28 protein-coding genes are annotated in these 24431 nt (G+C 71.2%); 16 read left to right on the top strand and 12 right to left on the bottom strand.

Annotation, left to right across the window (positions count from 1 at the left end; translation table 11 throughout):
• Positions 1-7: 7 nt before the first annotated feature.
• Positions 8-931, bottom strand: coding sequence for a caspase family protein (locus tag FVE25_RS44225; RefSeq protein WP_181019909.1), 924 nt, complete (start codon positions 929-931; stop codon positions 8-10).
• Between the two features lie 63 nt (positions 932-994).
• Here FVE25_RS44225 and FVE25_RS44220 point away from each other — a divergent pair, with 63 nt between their 5' ends.
• Together FVE25_RS44220 and FVE25_RS44215 are read left to right on the top strand one after the other, a co-directional pair.
• Entirely contained in the window at positions 995-2152 is a 1158-nt protein-coding gene (locus FVE25_RS44220; protein ID WP_157253511.1) for a DUF6986 family protein, read from the top strand.
• Between the two features lie 145 nt (positions 2153-2297).
• Positions 2298-2978 (top strand): copper homeostasis protein CutC, encoded by a 681-nt coding sequence (locus FVE25_RS44215; protein ID WP_157253510.1) that lies wholly within the window; start codon positions 2298-2300, stop codon positions 2976-2978.
• A gap of 118 nt (positions 2979-3096) precedes the next feature.
• On the opposite strand, the gene FVE25_RS44210 is transcribed toward FVE25_RS44215, so the two are convergent.
• The 4 genes from FVE25_RS44210 to FVE25_RS44195 form a co-directional block, all read right to left on the bottom strand.
• Complete coding sequence (locus FVE25_RS44210; RefSeq protein ID WP_157253509.1) at positions 3097-3699, bottom strand: GNAT family N-acetyltransferase; 603 nt, start codon at positions 3697-3699, stop codon at positions 3097-3099.
• 185 nt (positions 3700-3884) lie between these two features.
• Entirely contained in the window at positions 3885-4634 is a 750-nt protein-coding gene (locus FVE25_RS44205) for a GntR family transcriptional regulator (RefSeq protein WP_157253508.1), read from the bottom strand.
• Positions 4635-5570: 936 nt separating this feature from the next.
• Entirely contained in the window at positions 5571-5945 is a 375-nt protein-coding gene (locus tag FVE25_RS44200; RefSeq protein ID WP_157253507.1) for a Zn-ribbon domain-containing OB-fold protein, read from the bottom strand.
• On the bottom strand, positions 5945-7084 hold the full coding sequence (locus tag FVE25_RS44195) for a thiolase C-terminal domain-containing protein (protein WP_246268420.1): 1140 nt from the start codon (positions 7082-7084) through the stop codon (positions 5945-5947). The genes FVE25_RS44200 and FVE25_RS44195 overlap by 1 nt, the downstream gene beginning before the upstream one ends.
• Before the next feature lie 99 nt (positions 7085-7183).
• On the opposite strand from FVE25_RS44195, the gene FVE25_RS44190 reads away from it, so the two are divergent.
• Genes FVE25_RS44190 through FVE25_RS44150 form a run of 9 tightly spaced genes read left to right on the top strand, consistent with a single transcriptional unit; the run spans position 7184 to position 15245 of the window.
• Complete coding sequence (locus FVE25_RS44190; protein WP_157253506.1) at positions 7184-7777, top strand: flavin reductase family protein; 594 nt, start codon at positions 7184-7186, stop codon at positions 7775-7777.
• Positions 7774-8880 (top strand): acyl-CoA dehydrogenase family protein, encoded by a 1107-nt coding sequence (locus FVE25_RS44185; RefSeq protein WP_157253505.1) that lies wholly within the window; start codon positions 7774-7776, stop codon positions 8878-8880. The genes FVE25_RS44190 and FVE25_RS44185 overlap by 4 nt, the downstream gene beginning before the upstream one ends.
• Positions 8877-9644, top strand: coding sequence for an SDR family oxidoreductase (locus tag FVE25_RS44180; protein ID WP_157253504.1), 768 nt, complete (start codon positions 8877-8879; stop codon positions 9642-9644). Before FVE25_RS44185 ends, FVE25_RS44180 begins: the two co-directional genes overlap by 4 nt.
• Positions 9645-9683: 39 nt before the next feature.
• Positions 9684-10013: a PadR family transcriptional regulator gene (locus FVE25_RS44175; protein ID WP_246268418.1), complete on the top strand. Its 330-nt coding sequence runs from the start codon at positions 9684-9686 to the stop codon at positions 10011-10013.
• The gene (locus FVE25_RS44170; RefSeq protein WP_157253503.1) at positions 10010-11005 is read left to right on the top strand and encodes a hypothetical protein; all 996 of its coding nucleotides are present in this window, start codon (positions 10010-10012) and stop codon (positions 11003-11005) included. Before FVE25_RS44175 ends, FVE25_RS44170 begins: the two co-directional genes overlap by 4 nt.
• Positions 11006-11038: 33 nt before the next feature.
• A complete protein-coding gene (locus tag FVE25_RS44165; RefSeq protein ID WP_157253502.1) occupies positions 11039-12340 on the top strand; it encodes a DUF2252 domain-containing protein in 1302 nt (433 codons plus the stop codon).
• Positions 12337-13272, top strand: a complete 936-nt coding sequence (locus FVE25_RS44160) for an alpha/beta hydrolase (protein WP_219825920.1) — start codon at positions 12337-12339, stop codon at positions 13270-13272. Before FVE25_RS44165 ends, FVE25_RS44160 begins: the two co-directional genes overlap by 4 nt.
• Complete coding sequence (locus FVE25_RS44155) at positions 13269-14459, top strand: ATP-grasp domain-containing protein (RefSeq protein WP_157253501.1); 1191 nt, start codon at positions 13269-13271, stop codon at positions 14457-14459. Before FVE25_RS44160 ends, FVE25_RS44155 begins: the two co-directional genes overlap by 4 nt.
• 39 nt (positions 14460-14498) lie before the next feature.
• Complete coding sequence (locus FVE25_RS44150) at positions 14499-15245, top strand: SDR family oxidoreductase (protein WP_157253500.1); 747 nt, start codon at positions 14499-14501, stop codon at positions 15243-15245.
• A gap of 27 nt (positions 15246-15272) precedes the next feature.
• Here FVE25_RS44150 and FVE25_RS44145 read toward each other — a convergent pair whose 3' ends face one another.
• The 3 genes from FVE25_RS44145 to FVE25_RS44135 all read right to left on the bottom strand — a co-directional run bounded on the left by FVE25_RS44145 (position 15273) and on the right by FVE25_RS44135 (position 16761).
• Positions 15273-16070, bottom strand: a complete 798-nt coding sequence (locus FVE25_RS44145; RefSeq protein WP_246268416.1) for an ATP-grasp domain-containing protein — start codon at positions 16068-16070, stop codon at positions 15273-15275.
• Between the two features lie 82 nt (positions 16071-16152).
• A complete protein-coding gene (locus FVE25_RS44140; RefSeq protein ID WP_157253498.1) occupies positions 16153-16410 on the bottom strand; it encodes a hypothetical protein in 258 nt (85 codons plus the stop codon).
• 93 nt (positions 16411-16503) lie between these two features.
• Positions 16504-16761, bottom strand: a complete 258-nt coding sequence (locus FVE25_RS44135; protein ID WP_157253497.1) for a hypothetical protein — start codon at positions 16759-16761, stop codon at positions 16504-16506.
• Positions 16762-16963: 202 nt separating this feature from the next.
• Here FVE25_RS44135 and FVE25_RS44130 point away from each other — a divergent pair, with 202 nt between their 5' ends.
• Positions 16964-17635, top strand: a complete 672-nt coding sequence (locus FVE25_RS44130; RefSeq protein ID WP_157253496.1) for an NIPSNAP family protein — start codon at positions 16964-16966, stop codon at positions 17633-17635.
• Here FVE25_RS44130 and FVE25_RS44125 read toward each other — a convergent pair whose 3' ends face one another.
• Together FVE25_RS44125 and FVE25_RS44120 are read right to left on the bottom strand one after the other, a co-directional pair.
• Positions 17636-18553: an SDR family oxidoreductase gene (locus tag FVE25_RS44125; protein WP_157253495.1), complete on the bottom strand. Its 918-nt coding sequence runs from the start codon at positions 18551-18553 to the stop codon at positions 17636-17638.
• Positions 18554-18561: 8 nt separating this feature from the next.
• Positions 18562-19326 (bottom strand): SDR family oxidoreductase, encoded by a 765-nt coding sequence (locus FVE25_RS44120; RefSeq protein WP_157253494.1) that lies wholly within the window; start codon positions 19324-19326, stop codon positions 18562-18564.
• Positions 19327-19373: 47 nt separating this feature from the next.
• Between FVE25_RS44120 and FVE25_RS44115 the strand changes: the two genes are divergently transcribed.
• From FVE25_RS44115 to FVE25_RS44100, 4 genes are read left to right on the top strand one after another with little or no spacing between them, the layout of a single operon-like run.
• Positions 19374-20105 (top strand): enoyl-CoA hydratase family protein, encoded by a 732-nt coding sequence (locus FVE25_RS44115; protein ID WP_157253493.1) that lies wholly within the window; start codon positions 19374-19376, stop codon positions 20103-20105.
• Positions 20106-20113: 8 nt separating this feature from the next.
• The gene (locus FVE25_RS44110; RefSeq protein ID WP_157253603.1) at positions 20114-20887 is read left to right on the top strand and encodes a CoA transferase subunit A; all 774 of its coding nucleotides are present in this window, start codon (positions 20114-20116) and stop codon (positions 20885-20887) included.
• The gene (locus FVE25_RS44105) at positions 20874-21590 is read left to right on the top strand and encodes a CoA-transferase subunit beta (RefSeq protein ID WP_157253492.1); all 717 of its coding nucleotides are present in this window, start codon (positions 20874-20876) and stop codon (positions 21588-21590) included. The genes FVE25_RS44110 and FVE25_RS44105 overlap by 14 nt, the downstream gene beginning before the upstream one ends.
• Positions 21587-22612, top strand: coding sequence for an NAD(P)H-dependent flavin oxidoreductase (locus FVE25_RS44100; protein WP_157253491.1), 1026 nt, complete (start codon positions 21587-21589; stop codon positions 22610-22612). Before FVE25_RS44105 ends, FVE25_RS44100 begins: the two co-directional genes overlap by 4 nt.
• Here FVE25_RS44100 and FVE25_RS44095 read toward each other — a convergent pair.
• Complete coding sequence (locus FVE25_RS44095; RefSeq protein ID WP_157253490.1) at positions 22609-23637, bottom strand: hypothetical protein; 1029 nt, start codon at positions 23635-23637, stop codon at positions 22609-22611. The two genes, FVE25_RS44100 and FVE25_RS44095, sit on opposite strands and share 4 nt — an antisense overlap.
• A 122-nt stretch (positions 23638-23759) precedes the next feature.
• Positions 23760-24431 (bottom strand): pentapeptide repeat-containing protein, encoded by a 672-nt coding sequence (locus FVE25_RS44090; protein ID WP_157253489.1) that lies wholly within the window; start codon positions 24429-24431, stop codon positions 23760-23762.

The following is a 24431-nucleotide window of genomic DNA, read 5'->3' as shown; positions in this document are numbered from 1 at the left end:
CAACCCCCTATTTCCTGGCCCGCCACCGCCGGACGGCGAAGGCGACGGCCCACAGGACCGTGCCCACGCCCAGCAGGGCGAGGCCGATGCCGAGCACCACGCCGAGCAGGTCGAGGGCGTCGCCGGGCATCCCCGGCTGCCAGATCCGCCAGGCGACCCAGCCGGAGGCCAGCATGGCCAGGAAGCTGAGCCCGACCAGGACCAGGCCCCAGTAGAGGACGCGGACGGCCCAGTCGCCCGAGGTGCGCCGGGGGGTGTCCTGGACCGGGGCCGGAGCCCGGGGCAGCGCGACGCCGCGGGTGAGGAGCAGGCCGGGCTCGTCGATCCGCACGACGGCCGCCGGCAGGCCGCGCAGCGCCGTCGCGGTGACCTCCGGCTCGCCAGGCAGCCCGTGGGACAGGATCTCCGCCAGCGCCGGCGTGAGCTTCGACGGGGCGCCCCGGCCGCGGATCATGCCCTGGTCGAAGACGTACTCGACCGTGTCGGTGGCGCTGAGCAGGACCTGCGCCGGCGCCGTCAGCTCCACGGCGCCCCGTTCCGGCCCGCTGAAGCAGCAGTCGAGGACGAGCACGACGTGCCCGGCGTCCGTGGCGGCCATCACGCGCGTCACGGCGGCGAAGGGCACCGAGGCGGCGGCCGGATCGGAGCGCGTCGTCGCCCGGGTGGCCAGCACGAGTTCCGCCGGGGTGACGACGGCGTGGCAGGCGAGGTAGAGCAGGAGCACGTCGTCCGGCCCGCGGCCGGAGAAGAAGGCGGTCAGCTCGGCCAGGATCTCGCCCCGCGCGGCGTCGCTCACGCTTCTCACGTCGAAGCCCGCGCGTAACGCCGTCTCCAGCGTGCCTACGTCACTCGCGGGCGACCGTAATTGGGCGAGACCGGGGTCTTCCTGCGTGGTGGTCGCGATCAACAGCGCGGCACGGGTGGCCTGCATGAGGTCCTCCGAAGCTGTGAGATGCTCGGCGAGCTTGCCAGCGCCGCGTTTCCGGAGGAGAACATGCGTGTCACCGTTGGGCATCGGTCGATCACCGGGTTCGCGCAGGAGTACCGGCTGCAGCAGAGCCGTTACCCGATGACTCCGGCCGGCTGGCAGCCGGTGCACACGGTCTACGTTCCGGCCGACCGTTTCTCGGCCGAGACGGTGGCGGAGTGGGGCGGGCAGGCGCTGGCGCTGGCCGGGGAGCACCTGGCGGAGCCGGGGCAACTGGCCGAGGTGTTCGGGGTGGACGCGGGCCTGGCCGGGCAGGTGCACCGCCGGCTGCTGGCCAAGCTGGCCGCCGAGCCGGTGGAGGACGTGCGCGTCGACTTCGAGGACGGGTACGGCGTGCGGCCCGACGACGAGGACGGCCACGTGGAACAGGCCGCTGCCGCGGTGGTCGCGATGCACGCGGCCGGGACGCTGCCGCGCCGCTGGGGCATCCGGGTCAAGTCGTTCGCCGACGCCGACCCCGAGCGGTCCGTGCGCACGCTGGACGGGTTCCTGACCGAGGTCGTGGGCCGGATCGGCACGCTGCCGCGCGGCTTCGCGCTGACCTTTCCGAAGGTCCTCATGGAGGGTTACCTCGAGCAGTTCACCGCCTTCCTGGAGGAGCTGGAGAAGGGGCTCGGCCTGGACCCGCTGCGGTTCGAGATCCAGGTGGAGGCGCCGCAGACGCTGCCGTTCCTGCGGGCCGGCCTGGCCGGGGAACGGCTGGCGGCGGCGCATTTCGGCGTCTTCGACTACACCGCCGCGATCGGCCTGCCTCCGCACGAGCAGCGCCTGGACCACCCCGCCTGCGATCATGCCCGGCACGTGATGCAGACCGCCTTCGCCGGCACCGGGGTGGAGGTGTCGGACGGCTCGCTGGCCGCCTCCCCCGCCTCGCCCGCGACGGCCGACGTGCACGCGCTGTGGCGGCGGCACGCGGCGCTGGTCAGGCACTCGCTGGCGCACGGCTTCTACCAGGGCTGGGACATGCACCCCTCGCACCTGGTGAGCAGGTTCGCCGTCGTGTACGCCTTCCACCTGGCCACCTACGACGGCTACGCGGCCCGGGTTGCGGCCTGGGAGCAGCGGCGGCAGGTGGACGGGATGATGGACGAGCCGGCGACGATCAAGACACTGGTGACCGCTTTGGCCAGGGCCCGGTCCGCCCTGGGCGAGCCGCAGTCCTGACCTGGGTAATCGCGGGAAAGCCCGCCCTGGCCGACGTTCTGGGGCAGGATGGGCCGGGCTTGACTGCAGGGTTGTCCGTCAGCTGTCTGGATTGTCAGGGAATCGGGTGCAGTGGACCAGTAGCGCACCATATAACCTCTCCTGCATGACCGGATCCCTCCTCGAGGTGATCGCGCTCGACGTGCGCGACGCCGTTGCCGCCGAACAGGGTGGCGCCGACCGCCTGGAGGTCGTCGCCGACATGGCGGCCGACGGACTCACGCCCGCGCCGGAGACGGTCGCCGCCATCGCCGCAGAATGCGCGCTCCCCCAGATGGTGATGCTGCGGAGCGAGGCCGGGTTCACCGCCGACGCCGACGCGCTCGAGCGGCTCAGGAACGACGCCAAGGCGCTGGCGCAAGCGGGCGCCGCGGGGTTCGTCTTCGGCTTTCTCGACGCCGAGGGGGCCGTCGACCTGGCCGCCACCGAGGCCATGATCCACGCGGTCTCGCCGCTGCCGTGGACGTTCCACCGGGCGGTGGACTACGCCGCCGACACCTCCGCGAGCTGGCGGGCCGTGCGCCTGCTGCCGAACCTGGCCACCGTGCTGACCTCGGGCGATCCCGCGGGCGTGGGCGACGGGCTGCGGACGCTGAAGTCCCGCTGCGAGGCGGGCGACGCCGGGCTCATCCTGGCCGGGGGCGGGCTCAAGCCGCCGCACGTGCGGGCGCTGCTCGACTACGGCGTGCGCGCCTTCCACGTGGGCAGCGCCGTGCGGCCCTCGTGGCAGGCGTCCGTGGACCCGGCCCTGGTCGCGCGCTGGCGTGGCCTCGTGGATCGCGACTGAACGCCGGCGAGCGGGCGGGTGCGGCGGCGCCGTACCCGAGGAACCACCACGGACGTCGCCTGAGGAACCAGGGACGTGAGCCGAGGAAGCGCCACGGACGTCGCCGCACCCCCGCGCGTCAGGCGCTGATCAGGTCCGCCACGGTGAGGTCGCGGAAGGCCGTCGAGAAGGACGGCACGGCCAGGCGCTGGAAGAGCGCGCCGGAGGACCGGTGGGGCAGATCGACCGTGCGCAGGTGGCGGAAGCCCCGCTTGCGGTAGTACTCCTGCAGGCCGGGGTTGGACTTGGCGCAGTCCAGGCGCAGCCAGGGGCGGCCGGAGGCGTGGGTGGTGGCGCCGGCCCAGTCGAGGAGCGCCTCACCCAGGCCGCTGCCCGACCAGGGGCGGGCGACGGCGAGTTTGTGGACGTACAGGGCGGCCGCGGGGTGGTCGGCCGGGGTCCAGAACTCGGAGTCGGCGTGGGCGTCGAGGGCGATCGTGGCGACGGGCCGCTCGGCCTGGTCGGGGTCGAAGTAGCTCAGCTCGTCGTCCACGACGAACAGGACGTGCTCGTCGATCAGCGGGGCGATCCGCTCGGGGCCGAAGCCGCCTCGGGGCCACTGGCGGATGCCCCGCGCGCAGAGCCACTCCGCCGTGTCGGCGAGGAGGGAGAGGACTCCGCGCAGGTCGGCGGGTACGGCTCGGCGCAGGGTGAGCGGGTGGAGGAGGGTGTTCGAGTGCATGATCGACCCTTCGTAGCGCTGGGTGCCCGCGTGAACACATCTCGTGTGCACGCCACGGCACGCGACAGCTAACCGGATAAATATGGATAAATTACGATTTGGGGGCGCATGCACGACTCCCCCAGCCCAGCGCGGCGGAATTCTCGCTGTGCGCGGCCGGCGGGATCACCCCCAACCGAGCTCGATCAGCGGCTGTCGAGCTCGTATCTGATCAAGTGCTTGTCGGCGGGTAGCACCGACACGGCGACGCGGACCGGCGTGTCCTCCCGGTCGTAGCCGACTCGGACATATACGACGACCGGCGTCCCCAGCTCCAAACGGAGCCGCTCAACCTCCGCCTGGTTGGGCATCCTGGCCCAGATGTCGTCCACCACGCGTACCTGCGCGTGCCCGAGCTCTTCCAGGACCCGGTTCGCCCCTCGCTTGATGTCGCCCGGCCTGGCGATCTCAGACTCGGCGACCAGGTCATACGGGAAGTAGGAATCGTTGGTGTTGTAAGGCTGGCCGTCGACGAAACGCAGGCGCCGCCGTACCACTGCCAGTTTTCCGTCATCAAGTTCCAGCCTGCTGGCGATGTCCTCAGCCGGATCGACCGTCAAGACTTCGATGAGCTGGGAGGGCTGGCGGCCTTCCAGGCTGACGGCGTACGCGAATGCCTCCCGGGGGGCTCCCGTGGGCTGCGGCTCCAATTCGCGTTGCGGATGCATCAGCAGCGCACGTCGTTCCCTGACGATCGTGCCGCGGCGGGGCGCGCGGGTGACAAGGCCCTCGTTGACGAGCTCGGCGACCGCGAGCCTGACGGTGTTACGACTGACGCCGTGGCGGGAGCGTAGCTCTTCCTCGGTCGGCAGCTGCGCTCCGGGGCCGTAGTCGCCGGAGTAGATGGCTCTCCGAAGTTCCGAAGCCACCTGCTGATACAGCGACGGTCTTGCCACTTTCACCCCTTTTGTTCCAACAATTTAGACGATCTGGTTCTAGCAGGCCACAACCCCTTGACCGAAGGGCCTTGACAGCCTCATCATCCATTCGTTGGTACAAATCCATCGAAAGGCCGGTGAGGGGGTGAGGGCCGGTGCTGCCGGTCCACGCGGGTACGCCGTTCGCGAAGCAAGCGAGCTTGCGACGCTACCTGCCCTGGCACGATCCCCGCGAGGCAACACGTCTACTGCGTTACGCGTTGCATCGTCAGGGGTTCACCCACACCTACCAGAGCAACGGGAACGGTATGGCCGTGTTGTCCGTGCTAGCCGAGTTGACCGTGTGGTGCAAAGACGGATTCTTTGTCTGGCATGAGGAGGGCATCGCCGTCGAACACCCCATAGACGACCCGGTTGGTGCAGCCCAACGCATCGCCGACCGCCGTCGGCGACCACAGCCCACTCCCTGGGAGTCCTCATACGAGGAACACTCCCCCACCGACTCCGTACGCGGACATTCGGCCTAGGACTCCATCCCTCGCCGGAGTCCTGGCGCCGCCCGCGTCGGAGAAGAAAGGAAGCGCGCCCTGGCGGGTCCCCCACGCCCGCCAGGGCGCGTTCTCCTGTACCGCCCCGGGCTGAGCGGCCGATCGCCTCTCAGGGGGACGCCGGGCGCCCGTCCCGATGCGGGCAATGGCCTCATGGTCGACGGATGCCCGGTGCACGGATTCGTGACCGAGACGACGCACGATCGCCGGGACGGCTCATGGGAGGCCGTGCTCGGGGTCTCCGGGGCGCGCCTGGCGGAGCACGGACTCATAGACAACGGGTATCGCAACTCGCCGCAGGGCTCGGCCCTGCTCCGGGTGGTGCCGTCGCTCCGGGTCACGATGGATCTCAGCCTCGCCCGGCCCCCGCGGGTCGGGGCCGTGCCGCTGGCTCGGGCGGCCGTGGTTACAGCGGCTGCCCATAGGGCCGCCAGGCGATCAGCGTAGGGGCGTCGTCCACATCCGTGAACGACGCCCTCACCTGTTCCCCGCCGACAGGCTCCCGGACGGCCTCCCAGGAGCCGTACACCGGCCCGCCGGACACCGCCGCCAGCCGTACCATGACCACGGTCGCGCCGTCGCCGAAGGGCCGGTGGCTGACGACCCAGCTCTCCACCGTGCCGACCGGCTCGATCGCCCGCCATCGCCACTCCTCGCTCCGGCAGTGCGCGCAGAACGCCCGCGCCGGCCACCGCCGCACCCCGCACGCCTCGCACTCCTGGACGGCGAACTCCCCTCCGGCCAGCCGCTCCCACCACTCCCGCGCGTCCCGATCGGGCATCACGGCCTCCGGAGGATCAGGGCGGACGTGGCGGGGAGGATGTAGCCGGGCTGCGACGTGGACAGGGCGATCCGGGCGCCGGGCACCTGGCGGTCTCCGGCGTCGCCGCGCAATTGGGAGACCGCCTCGGCGAGGTGGTTGATCCCGTGCACGTACCCCTCGGACAGGAAGCCGCCGTGGGTGTTGACCGGCGGCCCCTCCCCCGACGCGACGAAGGGGCCGCCTTCGCCTTTGGGGCAGAAGCCGTAGTCCTCGAGCTGGACCAGGACCGAGTAGGTGAAGCAGTCGTAGAGCTGCGCCACGTCGATGTCGGCGGGGGTGATGCCGGCCATGCCGTACAGGCGGGGGGCGAGCGTGGCGGCGGCGCTCACGGTGGGGTCGGCGCCCGACAGGAACGACTGGCCGCCGCCCCAGGCGGCGGCGGAGATGAGCACAGGGGTACGGCGCAGCGATCGCGCCCGCTCCGCGGTGGTGATGACCAGGGCGCAGGCCCCGTCGGTCTCCAGGCAGCAGTCGAGCAGCCGGAACGGTTCGGCGATCCAGCGGCTTGCGAGGTAGTCGTCGAGGGTGATGAGCGTGCGCATCAGGGCGCGGGGGTTTTTCGCCGCGGCCGCCCGCTGCCGGACAGCGATCTGCCCGAAGTGCTCCGCCGTAGTGCCATATTTCAGCATGTGGGCGCGGGCGGCCAGCGCGAAATGCTGGGCGGGGGCCACCAGGCCGTAGGGGGCTTGGTACTGGACCTCCGGGCTCGGGTTGGCGGCCTGGCCCATGCGGAACTCCGAGCGGGCGTTGATCGCCCGGTAGAAGACCACGGTCTCGGCCGTGCCGGTGGCGACCGCGAGCGCGGCCTGACCGGCGACGGCGTGGGAGACGCTGCCGCCGCCGAACTGGTCCAGGTACCAGGTCGGGTCGTCGATGCCCAGCGCGGGGGCCACCAGGGAGGGGGCGGCGGAGTCGCCCACCCGGTGGGTGGCCAGGCCGTCCACGTCGGCCGGCGACAGGCCGGCGTCGGAGAGCGCGGCCATGATCGCCCGGCAGGCCAGGGTCAGGGTGCTGACCTGGGAGTCCTTGGTGAAGGGGGTGTAGCCGACGCCCGCGATGGCGGCACGGTCCGCGAATTTGAGCAAGCGCTTGGCCACATCCGGCGACGCTAGCAGGCGGGCGGCCGGGAGGAAAGGGGTACCATCCAAGCAAGCGCTTGGTAAGATGACACCAGCATCCGCCGACGAGGAGGCCAGATGAGCACACACGCAGCCCGGCTGATCAGGCCGGACGGGTGCGAGACCGCCTCGCCGTACAAGCGCAGGACCCACGACGGAGCCGCCATGCCGAACGGCCACAACGGGCATCTCGACAGCCGGCGTTTCCGGAACGTGCTCGGGAGGTTCGCCACCGGCGTCGTCGCCATCACGGCGCTCGACCCCGAGAGCGGTGAGCCGTGCGGCCTGGCCGCCAACGCCTTCACCTCGGTCTCGCTCGAGCCCCCGCTGGTCGCCTTCTGCGTCGCCCACACCAGCACGAGCTGGCCCAAGGTGCGCGGCGCCAAGGTGGTGACGGTCAACGTGCTGGCCGAGCACCAGCAGCCGGTCTGCGCCCAGCTGGCCAACCGGGGCGGTGACAAGTTCGCCGACCTGCGCTGGACCGGCTCCCCCTCCGGCAACCCGGTCATCGAGGGCGCGCTGGCCTGGATCGACTGCGTGGTCGAGGCCGAGCACCCGGCGGGCGACCACATGATCGTGGTGGCCCGGGTGACCCAGCTCGACACGCACGCCGAGGGCGGGCCGCTGGTGTTCTTCCGCGGCGGCTACGGCAGATTCGAGACGGGCACGTGAGCCTGCGCGAGGAGGCCAGGGCCTGGCTGGAGGAGCAGCTGTCCACGACGTTCGCGCACGTGCGCGGCCTCGGCGGGCCCGGGCGTGAGCACGAGGGGCACGAGGCCCGCCATGACTGGGAGCGGCACCTGGGCAAGGCCGGCTGGACCTGTCTGAGCTGGCCCGAGGAGTACGGCGGGCGGGCGGCGGACCTGGCCGGCCAGATCGCCTTCTACGAGGAGTACGCCAGGGCCGACGCCCCCGCCCGGGTGGGCCACATCGGCGAGGGGCTGATCGGGCCGACGATCCTGGAGTTCGGCACGGCCGAGCAGAAGGCGCGGTTCCTGCCGGGGATCCAGTCGGGCGAGGAGCTGTGGTGCCAGGGGTATTCGGAGCCGGAGGCGGGCTCGGACCTGGCCAACGTCCAGACATGGGCGGAAATATCGGGAGATGAGTGGGTGATCACCGGGCAGAAGGTGTGGACCTCCCTGGCCCATGTGGCCGACTGGTGCTTCGTGCTGTGCCGTACCGAGAAGGGCGGCAGGAAGCACCGGGGGCTGTCCTACCTGCTCGTGCCCATGGATCAGCCGGGCGTCGAGGTCAGGCCGATCGTCCAGCTCACCGGCACCTCGGAGTTCAACGAGGTCTTCTTCGACGGCGCCCGCACCGCCGCGGGCAACGTCCTGGGCGCCCCCGGCGACGGGTGGCGGGTCGCGATGGCCACGCTGGGCTACGAGCGCGGCGCCTCCACGCTCGGCCAGCAGATCGGCTTCCGGCGCGAGCTGCAGAAGGTGATCGAGACCGCCGGGCGGACCGGCGCGGCGCGGGATCCGGTGCTGCGCGACCGGCTCGCGCAGGCGTGGCTGGAGCTGGAGGTCATGCGGCTCAACGCGCTGCGCGACCCCCAGTCGCCGATCACCAAGCTGTACTGGTCGGAGTGGCACCGGCGGCTGGGCGAGCTGGCCCAGGAGGCGCTCGGGCAAGCGGGGCTGGTGGCCGAGGGCGGCGAGCTCGGCGACCTGCAGCGCCTGTATCTGTTCAGCCGGGCCGACACGATCTACGCCGGATCCAGCGAGATCCAGCGCAACCTCATCGCCGAGCGCGCCCTGGGACTGCCCCGATGAACCATCCCGAGTCCCACGGCCTGCTGGCCGGCAAGGTCACGCTGGTGACGGCGGCGGCCGGAGCCGGGATCGGGTTCGCGACCGCGCGCCGGTGCGCCGAGGAGGGGGCCGTCGTGGTCGTCTCCGACCGGCACGAGCGCCGCCTGGCCGCGGCGGCCGCGGAGCTGGCCGGGCTGACCGGGGCCGAGCCGCTGGCCGTACCGTGTGACGTGACCGCGCAGGAGCAGGTGGACGCGCTGTTCGCGGCGGTGGCCGAGCGGCACGGGCGGCTGGACGTGCTGGTCAACAACGCCGGGCTCGGCGGCACCGCGCCCCTGGCCGAGATGGCCGACGAGCAGTGGCACGCGGTGCTCGACGTGACCCTCACCGGCACCATGCGCTGCACCCGCGCGGCGCTCCGCCAGATGATCGCCCAGGGCGGCGGCGCGATCGTCAACAACGCCTCGGTGATCGGCTGGCGGGCCCAGGCCGGGCAGGCGCACTACGCCGCCGCCAAGGCGGGGGTCATGGCGTTGACCAGGTGCGCCGCGATCGAGGCGGCCGAGCACGGGATCCGCGTCAACGCGGTCGCGCCGTCGCTGGCCATGCACCCGTTCCTGGCCAAGGTGACCAGTGACGAGCTGCTGGCCGAGCTGACCGCGCGCGAGGCGTTCGGCCGCTCGGCCGAGCCGTGGGAGGTGGCCAACGTGATCGTCTTCCTGGCCAGCGGCTACTCGTCGTACATGACGGGCGAGGTCGTCTCGGTCTCCAGCCAGCACGCCTGACCCTCCCCATATCCTGAGTGACAGGATATGGTGGGCCTCATGACTATCACGGAGCCCATGTTCCTGGCGCTCACCGCGCTGGTGGACGAGCCCCGGCACGGCTACGGCATCGTCCAGGAGGTCGAGCGGCTGACCGGGGGGCGGGTCCACCTCAAGATCGGCACGCTGTACGGCGTGCTGGACCGGCTGGCCGGGGAGGAACTGGTCGAGCTGGACCGCGAGGAGGTCCAGCAGGGACGGCTGCGCCGCTACTACCGGCTGACCGAGAAGGGGGCCGGGACCCTTCAGGAGGAGGCCGAGCGGGTCGCCCAGACCGCCGCCGTGGCCACGGCCAGGCTGCGGGCGCGGGCCGTCGGGGGGCTCGCGTGAGCCTCCTGGAAAGGCGTTACCGCACCGTGCTGCGGCTGCTGCCCGCCTCCTACCGGGCCGAGCGCGAGGAGGAGATGGTCGCGGCCTACCTGGAGTACGCCGGCGAGGTGCCCGACGAGCTCGGCCCGCGCCCGCGCTTCGGCGAGATCGCCAGCATCGCGGGACTGGCCCTGCGGGTACGGCTGGCGGGCGCGACCGGCGCGCCGCGCTACTTCGCCTGGGGCGAGACCGTGCGGACGGCCGCGCTGTTCGGGCTGGCCCTGCAGGCCACCCTCGCGGTCGCCGGGATCGCCTCGGCCCTCATGCTGCCCCCGGAGATCGTGGTCATGGGCGTGCCGGTGCCGGCGGACACCCTGGTGGACCTCGGGGCCATGGTGGACGGCGTCCTCTGGCTGGCGGCCTACGTCGCCCTCGCCCGCGGCGCCGTCCGACCGGCGAAGATCGCGGCAGGGGCCGCAGTCCTCTGGGACCTCGGCTACCTCGTGTGGGAGGCGTTCCCGCCCCCTCAGCTGCGTGATCCGTACTTCCTGCTGGCCGCGCTGCCCTTGCTGGCGCTCCTGGCCGGCTTCCACCGCGACGCCCCGCCGGCCCGCCGCTCCTGGTGGGCCGCGCTGCTGCCGCCGGTGCTCGCCGGCGGGATCGTGAGTCTGGTCAACACCCGGTTCTTCGCCGAGATCTGGCTGGGCGGCGACCCGGCGCGTGTGGACACCTATGCGGCCTGGATGGGTCTGCCCAGGTTGCTCACGATCACGATCCTGGCCGCGGCCGCGGTCCTCCTCATCCGGCGGGCGAGCGCGCCCCTGCTGCTGGCGCTCGCCGGGTGCGCGCTGCTCGTGCTGCTGCTCCTGGTGGGGACGATGGTCGTCTCCTACGGCACGACCACGGACGCGTGGATCCAGTGCACGATCCTGACCGTGGTCGCCCTGACGCTGGCGGTGACCGGATGGCGGAGACTGCCGGTTCTTGACCGGCTTCGGGAAAGATCGGGCTAGGCGACCGGGCCGTGCCGATTTACCGTCCCTGGTATGAGCACCATGGGCCGCACGGCTCACATCCTTGACGTCCTCACCACCGAGTTCGGCGATTCCATCAAACGCGACCCGGCCGCCTTTTCCCGAAAATTCAGGAAAATGGCGGCTTCGCCGTTCGCGTTCTACCGAGGCAGCGCCTCGATCTTCTACGCCGACATGACCGGCGACTACGCGGACGACTCCTTCCTCGACGACTTCACCAGCCGGGTCTGGATCCACGGCGACCTGCACGCCGAGAACTTCGGCACCTACATGAACGCCTCCGGCGTGCTCGTCTTCAACGTCAACGACTTCGACGAAGCCTACGTCGGCCCCTTCACCTGGGACCTCAAACGCTTCGCCGCCAGCGTCGCGCTCATCGGGTACGGCAAGGCGCTGTCGGACGAGGCGATCACCGCCCTGGTCACCGAGTTCGGCACCGCCTACCTGACCGAGCTGACCGGCATCGCGCACGGCGGCGACGACGCGATCGGCTCCCTCACCATCGGCACCACCAGCGGCGTCCTGCACCGGGTGCTGCAGACCGCCCGGCTGAACACCCGGGTGGCGATGCTCGATGTCGAGACCGTGGTCCAGGACTACGACCGCCGCTTCGCCCTCATGGAGGGCCGCACCGCGGTCTCCCCCGAGGTGCGGGAGCGGGTGCTGGCCGCCTTCCAGGACTACCTGCACACGCTGCCCGGCGGCGCCAACCCGGTCGAGCACACGGTCAAGGACGTGGCGCTGCGCAAGGGCGTCGGCATCGGCTCGGCGGGGCTGCCCTCCTACAACCTGCTGCTCGAAGGCCGCTCGCAGGCGCTGGAGAACGACGTCATCCTCTACATGAAGCAGGCCCAGGTGCCGGCGGTGGCCCGGCACATCGCCGACGAGCGCGTGGCCGGCTACTTCCTGCACCAGGGCCACCGCACCGCCGAGTCGCAGCGCGCCCTGCAGGCCCATTCTGACCCGTGGCTCGGATACACCACGCTCGACGGCGCCGGCCAGCTCGTCGCCGAGATCTCGCCGTACTCCGCCGACCTCGACTGGGACGACGTGAACGAGCCGGTGGAGCTGCGCTCGATCATGAGCGATCTGGGCCGGGCGGTGGCCCGCATGCACTCGGTGGCCGACGACGAGAGCAGCCACGATCTGGTCGACTTCTCGACGGAGGAGGCGATCGTGGCGAGAGTTGGCAGGGATTCCGACAGATTTGTCGAGATGTTGGTGAATTTCTCCCATCAATACGGGGCACAAGCCCGCAAGGACCATCAATTTTTTGTCGACCTCTTCAGGAACGGCCTCATCCCCGGACTATGATCCGCTTCTCCCTCCCCGACCCCGCCCACCGCCTGTCCGGCGTCCGCCTGTGGCAGGAACTCGGGCTGCGCTCGGTCGACTTCATGTACGGCGCAGCCGGGTGGACCCTGGCCATCCCCAAGCCCCCCGTGCACCGGATGGAGTACCTCTTCGAGCTGCGCCACCGCGACGGCAGCGTCGAAACCATCCTCGATCCGGGCAACCCCTTACGCGCCCGCGGGATCTTCGGGCCGAAGAGCGTGCTGGAGTTCCCCGAGTACTCCCCGCCCGCCTGGCTCGGCTACCCCGCGTCCTCCGGCGGCGCCAGCGTCTGGGCGCCGCCCGGAGTCGGCGGCGACCTGCCGCTGCTCGTGGTCCACGACGGGCCCGAGTACGACGACCTGTCCGGCCTCACCCGCTACCTGGCCGCCGGGGTCGCCGGAGGCTGGCTGCCGCCCCTGCGCGCGATCCTCCTGCACCCCGTCGACCGCAACGCCGACTACTCGGCCAACCCGGCCTACGCCGACTTCCTGGCGGGCCAGCCGTACCGGAGCGCGACCGTGCGCATCGGCATGGGCACCAGCCTCGGCGCGCTGGCCATGCTGCACGCCCAGTGGAGCCACCCCGAGCTGTTCGACGCGCTCTTCCTGCAGTCGGGCAGCTTCTTCCAGCCTCGCTACGACGCCCACGAACGCCGCTTCCCGTACTACGAGCGAGTCGTCCGCTTCGTGGAAGAGGTCCTCAAAGGTACGGCGGTGCGTGCCGTACCCACGGCCATGACCTGCGGCGCCACCGAGGAGAACATCCACAACAACCGCGCCATGGCCGAGGCGCTGCGCACCCAGGGCTACACCGTGACCCTGCGCGAGACGGCGGACACGCACAACTACACCGCCTGGCGCGACGCGTTCCACCCCGGCCTGACGCGGCTGCTACAGGAAGTGTGCCGATGAAACATCTAATCGGACTGCTGCTGGGCACCGAGGAGGACTGGCCCGCCGCCTTCGAGGAGATCATGCGCAGGGCCAGGCCCGGCTACGAGGTGGAGCGGGTCACCATCGAGCCGTTCGGCCTGCGGGACGAGCCACGCTACGACGTCGTCATCGACCGGCTCGCCTACTGGTACTACCACCCGCGCGAATGGCTCAAGAAGATCGCCATGATGGACGACGTCTACCTGCTCAACAGCCCGTTCACGTTCCAGTCGATGGAGAAGCACACCGCCTACTGCGCGATGATGCGCCTCGGGCTGAAGGTCCCCGACACGGTGCTCGTGCCGTACAAGAACCCGCTCGACAACGCGCGGTACGCCTACACGGCGACGCGCTACAACAAGCCCTTCGACCTCGACTCCATCGCCGAGCGCATCGGCTACCCGCTGGTCATGAAGCCCTACGACGGCGGCGCGTGGCGGGGCGTCTCCATCGTGCGCGACGCCGACGAGCTGCACCGCGCCTACGACCAGAGCGGCGAGATGCTCATGCACCTGCAGAAGGCGATCGAGGGGTACGACGCCTTCGCCCGGTCGTTGTCGATCGGGGCCGAGACGATGGTCATGCGCTTCCATCCCGAGCAGCCCATGCACGCGCGCTACTCGGTGGACCACTCCTTCCTCTCGCCGGAGGTCGGTGAGGAGGTGGTGACGATCGGGCGGCTGGTCAACGCGTTCTTCCGGTGGGAGTTCAACTCCTGCGAGACGCTGGTCAAGGGCGGCGACGTGCACCCGATCGACTACGCCAACGCCTGCCCCGACGTGGCGCTGACCAGCCTGCACTACTACTTCCCGTGGGCGATGAAGGCCCTGGTCAAGTGGACGGTCTTCTGCGCCGAGACCGAGCGCAGGCCGCGGATCGACCTGGACACCCGCGAGTACTTCGCCGTCGAGGGCACCTACGCCGAGCGCCTGGCCGCCTACCGGCGGCTGGCCGACGCCTACTTCGACACCGAGCACTACCACGAGTTCTGCGCCGAACGGCTGGCGCACCTGGACGAGGCGGTGCTCAGCTGGATCTCGGGGCCGTCGTTCGACCGGCTGCTGGTCAACACCGTGACCGCCACCTACCCGCCGCACGAGCACGAGCGGTTCGTCGCGCACTTCCGCGGGCTGCTGGCGTTGTGGGTGAACGACAACGCTTCCTGACGTGGCGACCGACCGGTCGGTATGGCATGCTTCCCGAACATGACTCTGTTCTCGGTGGAAGGCAAGAAGGTCGTCGTCACGGGCGGCTCACGAGGGATCGGCCGGATGATCGCGACCGGTTTCGTGGCGGCCGGGGCGGAGGTATACATCTCCGCCCGCAAGACCCACGAAGTGGAGAAAACCGCCGCCGAGCTGGGTTGCACCGGCGTGCCCGCCGACCTGTCCACCCCCGAGGGCGTCGCCGGCCTGGTCGCCGCCGTGGACGGGCCGCTGGACGTGCTGGTCAACAACGCCGGCGCCACCTGGGGCGCGCCGCTGGAGGAGTTCCCGCCGGAGGCGTTCGACAAGCTCTGGAACATCAACGTCAAAGGCGTCTTCTACCTCACCCAGCGCTTCCTGCCGCAGCTGCGCGCCGCCGCCTCCCCGGACTCCCCCGCCCGCGTCATCACCATCGGCTCCATCGACGGCATCCGCGTCCCCCCGATGGAGACCTACGCCTACTCCGCGACGAAGGCCGGCGTCCACATGCTCACCCGCCACCTGGCCCGGCAGCTCGCGCCCGCCCACATCACGGTCAACGCCATCGCCCCGGGCCCGTTCGACTCCAAGATGATGGCCTTCGCCCTGGACGACCCGGCCACCCGCGCCGCCATCGCCGCCGAGATCCCGCTGGGCCGCGTCGGCCACCCGGACGACATGGCCGGCACCGCCATCTTCCTGGCCTCCCGCGCCGGCGCCTACCTGACCGGAACGGTCATCCCGGTCGACGGCGGCCTCACGTCGTGACCGTGTTCACCGGGTGAGCACGCGTGGTCAGAGCAGTTCGCGCAGCGCGCCGGCGAGATTGGCCGCGGCCCCGGGCTCGTAGCGCAGGTAGAGGTAGGGCTCGGTGAGTTCGAGCTCCATCACCGCGGGCCGGCCGTCGGGGAGCCGGACCAGGTCGACGCGGGCGTAGAGAAGAGCCTGGGGGATGGCGGCAAGCACCTTCTCGGCCAGTTCGACCTGGTCCGGGGCCGGGTCGCGCAGCTCGCCACGGGCGTTGTCGGCCAGGGTCACGCCCGAGGCGAGCATGGGGTTGCGGCGGACGGTGTGGCTGAGGCGGCGGTTGAAGTACAGCAGCGAGGTCTCGCCCTCGCTCTCGACCATGTCGAGGTAGGGCTGGACCATGGGTGTACGGCCCGCGGCCTCGAGGGCTGCGGCGTGCGCCTGGGCGGCGCCAGCTTCTGCGGTCCTGATCGTGTCACGGGCGCCCGCGGAGATGGCGGGCTTGACGACGTACTCCTCCCAGTCGGGCAGGTCCTGCGACGACCAGTGCGTGGGGACGATGGGGACACCCAGCTCGCGGAGATAGGTCTTGTCGGTGTTCTGCGCCAGGATGCCGGCGGGGTTGAGCAGCCTGGTCACCGACTCGACCCGCCAGGCCCAGTCGAGGAACTCGGCCCGGCGGTCGATGTAGTCCCAGGCCGAGCGCACCACCACGGCGTCGAAGGCGCTCCAGTCGGCGCCGGGGTCGTCCCAGCGTACGGCGCGGCCCTCGATGCCCTGCTCCCGCCAGGCGGCGAGGGCCGGGTCACGCTCGTCGTCGTGGCCGTCCGGGTCGGCAAACGTCACATAAGCACACGTAATCATCCAGGAATGCTAATACGGCGCGAGCCGGGTCATTCGCGACCCGGCTCGCCCGCTCACGATCGAACTAGTCGAGGTCGGCGGCGACGCCCGCGCTGCTGCCGTTGGTCGCGGTCACGGCATTGCCGAGGATGTTGTTGACGTTCGTGGCCCCGCCGCCGCCGACGTTGCCGGCGAAGACGTTGTTCACGTTGTTGCCGGACTGGCTGGAGTTGGCGTTCCAGCTCGAGTTGGTGTTCTCGGAGTCGGCGTGGGCCGGGGCGACGAAGAGGGTGGTGCCAGCGGCGGCGACGACGATACCGGTCACGCAGAGCTTCTTGAACATGCCTGGGTTCCTTCCGAAGAGGATGTCTCTGACTGGGGATCCGCCGCCCGCGGTGCGGTCAGGCGGATGGGGGGAAGGTTTGACGGTAATCGTTTACTCGAAGATGTAGACGACGGTGATGCCGCCGTTGGTGCTGGTCACTGCGTTGCCGCCAAGGTTGTTGACGTTGGTCGAGCCGCCGTCTCCCACGTTGGCGAGCCCGATCTCGTTGAAGTTGTTGCCGGACTGAGAGGAGCCGGAGTTGCTGCTCCCGTTGGTGTTCCGGCTGTCGGCATGTGCGGGGGCGGCCACGAGCGTGGCGCCCGCCACCGCCGCCACGATGGCACCGGTGGCGCACAGCTTCTTGATCACTTCTACTCCTTCGTCGCCTTCTGGCAGTCGTGCGCTGGGCCCGCGCACACGACCATCCCGTTGACTTTCCTTGACCCCGAGGGGTCAAAGTCACTGTGATCGTATAACCGAGAGTGTTGTTTGGGTAGCAGTTAGTAATCAGAAGATTATTCTGGCATCTTGCTGACAGAGGATGTCAGCGAGCGCGGCCTAGCGTCCCCGCATGATCTACGAGCTGCGCCGGTACACACTCCGGCCGGGCACCCGTGACACGCTCATCGACCTGTTCGAGCGGGAGTTCGTGGAGACGCAGGAAGAGGTCGGGATCGAGCTGGTCGCCCAGTTCCGGGAACCCGCCGCGCCCGACGCCTTCGTCTGGATCCGCGCCTTCCCCGACATGGACGCGCGCCGGCGGTCGCTGACCGCCTTCTACACCGGGCCCGCCTGGAAGGCCCACCGGGACGCGGCCCGGGCCACCATGGTCGACACGGACGACGTGTTGCTGCTGCGGTCCGTGCTGGGCGAGCCGTTCGGCGGGGCGCCGGCGCCGCGGGCGCCGGTCGAGGCCGGACCGCCTGCCGGGGACACGGCCGGACCGCCTGCCGGGGATACGGCCGGGCCGTACGAGATGGGGGCCTATGTGCTGACGGTCTTCCATGTCACGGACGGCTTCACCGAACGCTTCGCCGAGTTGGCGCCCGGCGCGGTGGCCTGCTTCGAGACCGAGCCCGCGACGAACACCTACACGCCGCTGCCCGTGCGCGAAGGGGTGAAGGTCTTCGCCTGGTTCACCGCGGGGGCGGGCAAGCCCGTGCTCGAGGGGGTGGACGAGCTGCTGACCGGCCCGCCGGAGCAGTACGTGCTCCAGCCGACCGCGCGGTCCCGGGTCCGCTGACTAGCGGGCGCCGTAGACGGGTTCCTCGGGCGGGGCGCCGGCCAGGAGGGTGGTCAGGGCGGGGCCGAGGTCGGCGGGGTTCCATCGGGCGGGGGCGGTGATGCGGGGGCCGTGCCTCCAGCCGGTGGCGACCGAGATGGCGCCGCCCTCCACCTCGAAGACGCGGCCGGTGACGGCGGCCGACTCCGCGGAGCCCAGCCAGACGACCAGCGGGGCGACGTTGGCCGGGTCCATGGGGTCGAAGCCGGATTCCGGCCTGGCCATCGTGGTGGCGAAGACCTCCTCGGTCATGCGGGTGCGCGCGGCGGGGGCGATGGCGTTGACGGTGACGCCGTAGCGGGCCAGTTCGGCGGCGGCCACCTGGGTGAGGGCGGTGATGGCGGCCTTGGCGGCGGCGTAGTTGGCTTGGCCGAGGCCGCCCATCAGGCCGGCGCCGGACGAGGTGTTGATCACCCGGGCGTCCACCGGGTCGCCGGACTTGTGGCGTTCGCGCCAGTGGGCGGCGGCGTGGCGTAACGGGAGGAAGTGGCCTTTCAGGTGGACGCGGACGACGTCGTCCCAGTCCTCCTCGGTCATGGAGACCAGCATGCGGTCGCGCAGAATGCCGGCGTTGTTGACCAGGACGTCGAGGCGGCCGTAGGCGGCGACGGCGGACTTGACCAGGCGGGCGGCGCCGTCCCAGGTGGCGACGTCGTCGGCGTTGGCCACGGCCTGGCCGCCCTCGGCGTGGATGCGGTCCACGACCTCGTGCGCGGGACCGGGCGAACGGCCGGCGCCGTCGCGGGCGGTGCCGAGGTCGTTGACGACGACCCGGGCGCCCTGGCGGGCGAACTCCAGCGCGTGTTCCCGCCCGATGCCACGACCGGCGCCGGTCACGACCACCACACGACCCTCACAAATCCCCACACGGCCCTCCATTGATCGGTTTATCGCGATATTTCAGCAGAAGTGAGCCAGGTCCAGGCAGGGGTCTCGCCGCCTCCGTGCACCTGGATCTGGGCGCCGGTGACATAACCGGGCGCCGCCAGCCACAGGCACGCCTCGGCCACGTCCTCGGGCCTGGCCATCCGGCCGGCCGGGATGGTCGCGCTCACCCGGTCAACCGCCCCGCCGTAGTGCTCGGCCGCGTTCTCGGTGGCGGCCAGCCCGACCACCACGGTGTTGACCCGCACCTCGGGCGCCCACTCGGCGGCCAGGCACGCGGCCAGGTGGTGCAGCCCCGCCTTGGCCGCCCCGTACGCCGCGGTGCCGGGTGAAGGACGGGTGCCGCTGGAGCTGCCGATCATGATCACCGCGCCTCGGGAGGCGGCCAGCAGCGGGTAGGCGCGCTGGGACAGCAGCATGGGGGCGATGAGGTTGAGTTCGACGATTTTGGTGTGGAGACGGGGCGAGGTCCCGGCCAAGGGGGCGTACGGCGCGCCGCCCGCGTTGTTGATCAGCACGTCCAGCCGGGGAAGGCCGGAGACCAGCCGCTCGACGTCCTCGGCGTCGCGCACGTCACCGCGGACGAAACCCACCTGACCGGGCAAGGGCTGGGCGCCGGCCGTACCGGAGGTCGGGGGTGGGGTGCGGGCGCAGACGGTCACGGTGGCGCCGGCGGCGGCGAAGGCGGCGGCGAGGCCCGCGCCGATTCCCTTGGTGCCGCCGGTGATCAGCACGTGGCGGCCGGTGTGGTCGTAAGTCGCGGTCACGGATGCTACCGTACCAAGCAAGCGTTAGGTGCGACCATGGGAGCGCTATGGGGATCACGGTGCGCGGCGGGCCGGTCGCCGAGGTGGTGGTGGACGTGCCGCCGGTCAACGCGCTGGCCGTCCAGGACTGGCACGACCTGGCAGACGCCCTCCTCCGCACCGGCGGAGACCCGGCGACCCGGGCGATCGTGCTCAGGGCGGAGGGGCGCGGGTTCAACGCGGGCGTGGACATCAAGGAGATGCAGCGCACCGACGGCCACACCGCGCTCGTCGGCGCCAACCGGGGCTGTTATGCCGCTTTCGCCGCCGTCTACGACTGCGAGGTGCCGGTCGTGGCCGCCGTGCACGGCTTCTGCCTCGGCGGCGGCGTGGGACTGGCCGGCAGCGCCGACATCGTGGTGGCCGCCGAGAACGCCTACTTCGGCCTGCCCGAGGTGGACCGCGGCGCGCTCGGCGCCGCCACCCACCTGGCCCGGCTGGTGCCGCAGCACCTCATGCGCGCCATGGTCTACACCTGCAAGAACGTCACCGCCCACGAGCTCCACGCGTTCGGCTCGGTCCTGGAGGTCGTCCCGGTGGACAGGCTGCGCGAGACGGCCCTGGAGGTGGCCGGGCGCATCGCCGAGAAGGACCCGTACGTCATCCGCCGCGCCAAGGAGTCGCTCAACGGCATCGACCCCGTCGACGTCAAGCGCAGCTACCGCTTCGAGCAGGGCTTCACCTTCGAGCTGAACCTCCTCGGCGCCGGCGACGAGCACAGGGAGAGGTTCCTGCGGTGACCAAGGTCATGACAGTCGAGCAGGTCGTCGCCGAACTGGAGAGCGGAATGACGATCGGCGTCGGCGGCTGGGGCTCACGCCGCAAGCCGATGGCGCTGATCGGCGGCATTCTCCGCTCGCCGCTGAAGGACCTCACGATCATCTCGTACGGCGGCGCCGACGTCGGCCTGCTGTGCGCCGCCGGGAAGGTGCGCAGGGTCGTGGCCCCGTTCGTCACGCTCGACTCGATCCCGCTGGAGCCGCACTTCCGGCGCGCCAGGCAGGAGGGGACGATCGCGTTCACCGAGTACGACGAGGGCATGTTCATGTTCGGGCTGATGGCCGCGGCGCACCGGCTGCCGTTCCTGCCGACGCGGGCGGGTCTGGGGTCGGACGTGATGCGGGTCAACCCGGAACTGAAGACGGTCCGCTCGCCGTACACGGAGGAGGAGCTCGTCGCGGTGCCCGCGCTGGAGATGGACGTGGCGCTGGTGCACCTCAACCGGGCCGACGCACGGGGGAACGCGCAGTATCTCGGCCCCGACCCCTACTTCGACGACCTCTACGCCAAGGCCGCCCAACGCGCCTACGTCTCGTGCGAGCGGGTGGTGGAGACCGCCGAGCTGCTCAAGGAGGGGCCGGTGCAGTCGCTGCTGATCAGCCGGTCGATGGTGGCGGGGGTGGTGGAGGCGCCGGGCGGCGCGTGGTTCACCAGTTGCGAGCCCGACTACGGCCGGGACGAGGCGCTGCAGCGGCGCTACACGACGCAACCATGGCGGGAGTTCCTTGATGAGCACAGCTGATGTGTGCGTGGTCGCCTGCGCTGAGGCGTTCAGGGGGGACGGGGAGATCCTGGCGGCGGGCATCGGCGGGGCGATCACCGTGCTGGCGGCGCGGCTGGCCAGGTCGACGTTCGAGCCCGGGCTCGTCACCCACGACGGCGTCTGCCTGCTGACCGGGGACGTCCCGCCGCTGGGCGCGGCGCCGGAGGTGGTGGAGGGGTGGCTGCCCTTCCGCGACCACCTGTGGCTGGTGCTGAACGGCCGGCGGCACGTGATGCTCGGCGCCTCCCAGATCGACCGGCACGGGAACACGAACATCTCGGCCATCGGCGACTGGGCGCGGCCGAAGGCGCAGCTGCTGGGGGTGCGGGGCGCTCCGGGCAACACGCGCTGCGACCCGACGAGCTACTGGATTCCCCGGCACACGCCGCGAGTGTTCGTGGAGAAGGTGGACGTGGTCAGCGGGCTGGGGACGGATCGGGGCGCGTTCGACCTGCGGCGGGTGGTGACGAACCTGGCCGTGCTGGACTTCGGTGGGCCGGGCGGGACGATGCGGCTGGTTTCCACCCATCCGGGGGTGAGCGTGGCGGAGGTCGTGGCGGCCACGGGGTTCGCCCTGGACGTGCCGGAGAAGGTGCCGGTGACGCGGGCGCCGACCGAGGAGGAGGCCGGAGTGCTGGCCGTACTGGACCCGGACGGGCTGCGTGAGAGGGAGCTGGCGTGAGGACGGCGCTGACCGAGCTGGTCGGGTGCCGGCATCCGATCGTGCAGACCGGGATGGGGTACGTGGCGGGCGCGCGGCTGGCCGCGGCCACGTCGGCGGCCGGCGGGCTGGGCATCATCGCGGCGAGCACGATGTCGCCGCGGCGGATGACCGAGGCGATCAGGGAGGTCAAGGAGCGGACGGACGCCCCGTTCGGCGTGAACATCCGCTCGGACGCCGACGACGCGGCCGAGCGGGCCGAGGTGATGATCAGGGAGGGCGTGCGGGTGGCCTCGTTCGCCCTGGCGCCGAAGCGGGAGCTGATCGCCCGGCTGAAGGAGGCGGGCGTGGTCACGATCCCGTCGGTGGGCGCCCGCCGGCACGCGGAGAAGGTGGCGGCCTGGGGCGCGGACGCGGTGATCGTGCAGGGCGGCGAGGGCGGCGGTCACACCGGCCCGGTGGCGACCACGCTGCTGCTGCCGCAGGTGGTGGACGCGGTGGACATCCCGGTGGTGGCCGCGGGCGGCTTCTTCGACGGCCGCGGGCTGGTGGCCGCCCTGGCGTACGGCGCGTGCGGGGTGGCGATGGGGACGAGGTTCCTGCTGACCAAGGACTCGCCCGTGCCGGACGCGGTCAAGCGGGTCTATCTGGACGCCGCGGAGACGCTGGTGACCACCGACGTGGACGGGGTGCCGCACCGGGTGCTGCGCACGCCCTTCGTCGACTCGCTCCGGCACGCCCGCCTGCTCCGGGCGATCCGCAACGGCGCCCGCTTCAAGAAGATCTCCGGCCTGTCCTGGGCGGCGTTGCTGCGCGAGGGCCGGCGCATGCGGCACGGCCGCGACCTCACCTGGGCGCAGGTGCTGCAGGCGGCCAACACGCCGATGCTGCTGCGGGCCGCCATGGTGGACGGCAGGGCCGACCTCGGCGTGATGGCCTCGGGGCAGGTCGTCGGCGTCATCGACGACCTGCCCACCTGTGCCGAGCTGGTCGAGCGCGTCATGGCCGAGGCCGACGCGGTCCTGGCCCGGCTGTACGGCTAGCGCACGCGCACGTAGTCCTCGTGGGAGGACTTGGCGGCCAGTTCGCCGGTGCCGGCGTAGACGGCCTTCCAGGTGCCGGAGGACTTGGCCCGGAAGGCGACCTTGAAGGTGCCGCGGCCGACCCAGGTGGTCTTGAGCGTCGTGTAGGAGCCCCAGCCCTTCGGCTTGAACATGATCCTGACCTGGCCCTCGCGGACCGGGGTGTAGGACCAGCCGCCGTCCGACAGGCCCTTCACGGTGCCCTTGACCTGGATCTTCCCGCCCCGGCGGGCGGGCTCGGGCGAGGCGTTGAAGCCGCTGATGACGACCTCGCGCCGGACGTTCACCGTGCCGGACCTGGTGCCGGCGAGGGAGCCGGCGTGCGTGTAGGCGCGCACCTGGAAGCCGACGCGGCCCGGCTCGGTGTCGCGCTCCAGCCGGAGTTCGCCGCGGTAGGTGTCGCCGGAGACGCGCTTCATGGCGACGTCGTCGCCCTCGGCGCGCAGGACGACCTTGGCGGGGGCGTTCTTGACCACGGCGTCGACGGAGAGCCGGGCGCCGTCGCGGGTGAGGACGAGGTCCTTCTGGCGGGGGCTGACCGAGACGACCTCGGGGGCGCCGACGGCGGCGGCCTTGACCTCGAAGGTGGCCGAGCCCTCGCCGCGGATGCGGCCGTCCTGGTTGTAGGCGTAGACCTCGACCGTGCGCTTGCCGGGCTTCTCATCGGCCTTGATCTTGAGCGTGGTGCCCCACATCGGGCCGGTGCCGTCGAGGCGGGCGAGGTCGATCACCTCGCCGCCGGCACGGGCGCGGACGGCGCGCAGGCCGTCGCCGGCGACGTGGGCGCGCACGCGCACCTCCACCTCGCCGCGCTCGGGCAGCGTCACCACGTCGGGGTCGGTCGAGACGCGGACGGTGAACTGGCTGCCGACCTGCTCCTGCTGTGCCGGGTTCGGCGTGGGCGCGGCGAGCGCGGCGGTGGCCGGTGCCAGAACGCCTCCCGCGACGGCGGCGGCCAGGAAGCCGGTGACCACTCGCTTGTGCACTGAATCCCCCTTGAGGTTGCTGAGGGCACAGATGCCCTTGATGTCAGTGAACTTTAAGGGGGTTTGTCCGATTTTTAGGTGTGGTATGTGAGCCCTTTGAGGCGACTGGTTTTGCCTGTTCTTTACACCACGCTCAGACCTCTGGCCTGCAGCAACGCCGCCGCCTGAGTCTGGTTGATGGTCGCCCCGGCGAAGGCGCGCAGCTTCGCGTCGTCGGGTTCGCCGAGGTCCGCGCCGCGCAGGTCGGCGCCCGTGAAGACGGCTCGCAGCACCTTCGCGCCGATCAGGCGGCAGTCGCTGAAGACCGCCTCGGTGAAGTCGCAGCCCGACAGGTCCGCCTCGTCGAACCGGATGCCCTCCAGGACCCGGCCACGGAACGAGCAGCCGCCCACGTTGGCCATCATCAGGTTGCAGCTGGTCAGCGTGAAGCCGGTGCCGCGGGAGGAGGTCAGGGACGTCCCGATCATGCGGCAGCCGGTGAAGGAGGCGTCGGTCAGCAGCGCGCCGCCGTACCTGGCCGAGGACAGGTCGACGTCCGTGAACGCGGCGTCCAGCAGGTCGGCGTCGGTGAACACCGTGCCCAGGCCGCCTCCGCCGGTGAACACCGCGCCGTCGAGGTCGGCCTTGCGGAAGTCCGTGCCGTCCAGCACGCACGCCTCGAACCGGGCGCCGGCCAGCGAGGCGCCCCACAGGTCGGCGCCGGTGAGGTCACACTCGCGGAAGACGTGGGTCTCTCCCGAGGTGAGGCGTTCGGTCAGGGATTGCTGGGAAAGGTCCTCGCCATCGACGTTCAC

It is taken from the genome of Nonomuraea typhae, from assembly GCF_009760925.1.
Classification (GTDB): domain Bacteria; phylum Actinomycetota; class Actinomycetes; order Streptosporangiales; family Streptosporangiaceae; genus Nonomuraea; species Nonomuraea typhae.
Note: the sequence above shows the minus strand (reverse complement) of the source record. Positions and strands in the feature narration are given on the sequence as shown.

What these genes read in the sequence shown, in the direction of transcription:
- FVE25_RS44125 (WP_157253495.1), bottom strand. Translation starts at nt 18,553, where the DNA reads ATGGAGGGCCGTGTGGGGATTTGTGAGGGTCGTGTGGTGGTCGTGACC.
- FVE25_RS44115 (WP_157253493.1), top strand. Translation starts at nt 19,374, where the DNA reads ATGGGGATCACGGTGCGCGGCGGGCCGGTCGCCGAGGTGGTGGTGGAC.
- FVE25_RS44175 (WP_246268418.1), top strand. Translation starts at nt 9,684, where the DNA reads ATGACTATCACGGAGCCCATGTTCCTGGCGCTCACCGCGCTGGTGGAC.
- FVE25_RS44210 (WP_157253509.1), bottom strand. Translation starts at nt 3,699, where the DNA reads ATGCACTCGAACACCCTCCTCCACCCGCTCACCCTGCGCCGAGCCGTA.
- FVE25_RS44200 (WP_157253507.1), bottom strand. Translation starts at nt 5,945, where the DNA reads ATGCCCGATCGGGACGCGCGGGAGTGGTGGGAGCGGCTGGCCGGAGGG.
- FVE25_RS44150 (WP_157253500.1), top strand. Translation starts at nt 14,499, where the DNA reads ATGACTCTGTTCTCGGTGGAAGGCAAGAAGGTCGTCGTCACGGGCGGC.
- FVE25_RS44130 (WP_157253496.1), top strand. Translation starts at nt 16,964, where the DNA reads ATGATCTACGAGCTGCGCCGGTACACACTCCGGCCGGGCACCCGTGAC.
- FVE25_RS44190 (WP_157253506.1), top strand. Translation starts at nt 7,184, where the DNA reads ATGAGCACACACGCAGCCCGGCTGATCAGGCCGGACGGGTGCGAGACC.
- FVE25_RS44215 (WP_157253510.1), top strand. Translation starts at nt 2,298, where the DNA reads ATGACCGGATCCCTCCTCGAGGTGATCGCGCTCGACGTGCGCGACGCC.
- FVE25_RS44110 (WP_157253603.1), top strand. Translation starts at nt 20,114, where the DNA reads ATGACAGTCGAGCAGGTCGTCGCCGAACTGGAGAGCGGAATGACGATC.
- FVE25_RS44220 (WP_157253511.1), top strand. Translation starts at nt 995, where the DNA reads ATGCGTGTCACCGTTGGGCATCGGTCGATCACCGGGTTCGCGCAGGAG.
- FVE25_RS44140 (WP_157253498.1), bottom strand. Translation starts at nt 16,410, where the DNA reads ATGTTCAAGAAGCTCTGCGTGACCGGTATCGTCGTCGCCGCCGCTGGC.
- FVE25_RS44225 (WP_181019909.1), bottom strand. Translation starts at nt 931, where the DNA reads ATGCAGGCCACCCGTGCCGCGCTGTTGATCGCGACCACCACGCAGGAA.
- FVE25_RS44160 (WP_219825920.1), top strand. Translation starts at nt 12,337, where the DNA reads ATGATCCGCTTCTCCCTCCCCGACCCCGCCCACCGCCTGTCCGGCGTC.
- FVE25_RS44165 (WP_157253502.1), top strand. Translation starts at nt 11,039, where the DNA reads ATGAGCACCATGGGCCGCACGGCTCACATCCTTGACGTCCTCACCACC.
- FVE25_RS44155 (WP_157253501.1), top strand. Translation starts at nt 13,269, where the DNA reads ATGAAACATCTAATCGGACTGCTGCTGGGCACCGAGGAGGACTGGCCC.
- FVE25_RS44105 (WP_157253492.1), top strand. Translation starts at nt 20,874, where the DNA reads ATGAGCACAGCTGATGTGTGCGTGGTCGCCTGCGCTGAGGCGTTCAGG.
- FVE25_RS44180 (WP_157253504.1), top strand. Translation starts at nt 8,877, where the DNA reads ATGAACCATCCCGAGTCCCACGGCCTGCTGGCCGGCAAGGTCACGCTG.